Source organism: Mesorhizobium sp. M0317 (genome assembly GCF_040321555.1).
Classification (GTDB): Bacteria; Pseudomonadota; Alphaproteobacteria; order Rhizobiales; family Rhizobiaceae; genus Mesorhizobium.
In genome coordinates, this window is record NZ_JAMYRV010000083.1 from 1 (window position 1) to 2,500 (window position 2,500).

General features: G+C 54.9%; 2 rRNA genes (1 of these 2 cut by a window edge). Both read right to left on the minus strand.

What is annotated here, in order from left to right:
- Positions 1-273: 273 nt before the first annotated feature.
- Positions 274-388: ribosomal RNA gene (rrf, locus tag NKI88_RS31365) — 5S ribosomal RNA — on the minus strand.
- A gap of 199 nt (positions 389-587) precedes the next feature.
- A 23S ribosomal RNA gene (locus NKI88_RS31370) occupies positions 588-2,500 on the minus strand (it continues 889 nt past the right edge of the window).

Here is a 2,500-nt window from a genome sequence, read left to right on the forward strand (position 1 = left end):
GGCAAGCTCTTGCTTGCTCCGGACTCTCCAGGGCAAGCTCTTGCTTGCTCCGGACTCTCCAGGGCAAGCTCTTGCTTGCTCCGGATCTGAAGCAAGCGTTTGCTTGCTTATCTGGACGTAAGCCTATGAACAGGATGGCTTACAGATAGGTATATGGCTGACCAAATGAAAGGGCCGCTTGCGCGGCCCGTGATCCCTTGGCGGGCCTTTTCGTAGAGAGAAGATTTCAGTTTCATCCGGTTTGCGGATGAGAGTTCAACGTGCGTTTTGCAGACCTGGCAGCGACCTACTCTCCCGCGTCTTGAGACGAAGTACCATCAGCGCTGGAGCGTTTCACGGCCGAGTTCGGAATGGGATCGGGTGCAGCCGCTCCGCCATAACCACCAGGTCGGCAAAACGCACGTTATATCGAGAAGCTGTTTTTTCGTGCCAAGGCGACGTTTGTGTTTTGCTTCGGGCGCAAGCCCGCAAGCGCGACTGCGCGTCGCCGGTTTTCCGGCGCCCTCGCGGAGCATAGGCCCGTAAGGGCCGCTCATGCGTGAGCGCTGGTCAGATCATCGTGTTCACGATGAGCATAAGGAATGAGAACGATCAAGCCGATCGAACTATTAGTACCGGTAAGCTTCAAGCGTTGCCGCTCTTCCACACCCGGCCTATCAACGTGGTCGTCTTCCACGGTTCTCAGGGAATACTCGTTTTAAGGTGGGTTTCCCGCTTAGATGCCTTCAGCGGTTATCCCGTCCGGATATAGCTACCCTGCTATGCGGCTGGCGCCACAACAGGTCCACCAGAGATCCGTCCATCCCGGTCCTCTCGTACTAGGGACAGATCCTTTCAATATTCCTACACCCACGGCAGATAGGGACCGAACTGTCTCACGACGTTCTGAACCCAACTCACGTACCGCTTTAAATGGCGAACAGCCATACCCTTGGGACCTGCTCCAGCCCCAGGATGCGATGAGTCGACATCGAGGTGCCAAACAACCCCGTCGATATGGACTCTTGGGGGTCATCAGCCTGTTATCCCCGGCGTACCTTTTATCCGTTGAGCGATGGCCCTTCCACGCGGGACCACCGGATCACTATGACCGACTTTCGTCTCTGCTCGACTTGTCAGTCTCGCAGTCAGGCAGGCTTATGCCATTGCACTCAGCGAACGATTTCCGACCGTTCTGAGCCCACCATCGCGCGCCTCCGTTACTCTTTAGGAGGCGACCGCCCCAGTCAAACTACCCACCATACATTGTCCCGGACCCGGATAACGGGCCGCGGTTAGACATCCATAGTAATAAGGGTGGTATTTCAAGGGTGGCTCCACCTGAGCTGGCGCCCAGGTTTCAAAGCCTACCACCTATCCTACACATGCCACTACGAATGCCAATGTAAAGCTATAGTAAAGGTGCACGGGGTCTTTCCGTCTAACCGCAGGAACCCCGCATCTTCACGGGGAATTCAATTTCACTGAGTCTATGCTGGAGACAGCGGGGAAGTCGTTACGCCATTCGTGCAGGTCGGAACTTACCCGACAAGGAATTTCGCTACCTTAGGACCGTTATAGTTACGGCCGCCGTTTACTGGGGCTTCGATTCAGAGCTTGCACCCCTCCTCTTAACCTTCCAGCACCGGGCAGGCGTCAGACCCTATACGTCGTCTTGCGACTTCGCAGAGCCCTGTGTTTTTGATAAACAGTCGCTACCCCCTGGTCTGTGCCACCCTCCTCTACTTGCGTAGAAAAGGGTCACGCTTCTTCCGAAGTTACGCGTGCAATTTGCCGAGTTCCTTCAGCATAGTTCTCTCAAGCGCCTTGGTATACTCTACCTGACCACCAGTGTCGGTTTCGGGTACGGTTTATAAGGAGGAGCTATTTCCTGGAACCGCTCCGCTGCCCGTTCAATCCGATAAGATTGGACAACTTGTGCGATCCGTCACTACCTCCAAGCCCACGAATATTAACGTGGTTCCCATCGACTACGCGTTTCCGCCTCGTCTTAGGGGCCGGCTAACCCTGCTCAGATTAGCTTTAAGCAGGAACCCTTGGTCTTTCGGCGGGGGAGTCTCTCACTCCCCTTACGTTACTCATGTCAGCATTCGCACTTCTGATACCTCCACCACCCCTCACGGGTATGGCTTCGTCAGCTTACAGAACGCTCCGCTACCGCTTGGCCCTTGCGGACCAAACCCTAAGCTTCGGTGTATGGCTTTAGCCCCGTTACATTTTCGGCGCAAAGACCCTTATTTAGACCAGTGAGCTGTTACGCTTTCTTTAAATGATGGCTGCTTCTAAGCCAACATCCTGGTTGTTTTGGGATCCTCACATCCTTTCCCACTTAGCCATAACTTGGGGACCTTAGCTGTAGGTCAGGGTTGTTTCCCTTTTCACGACGGACGTTAGCACCCGCCGTGTGTCTGCCGACTAGTACTCCCAGGTATTCGGAGTTTGGTTAGGTTTGGTAATCCGGTGAGGACCCCTAGCCCATCCAGTGCTCTACCCCCTGGGG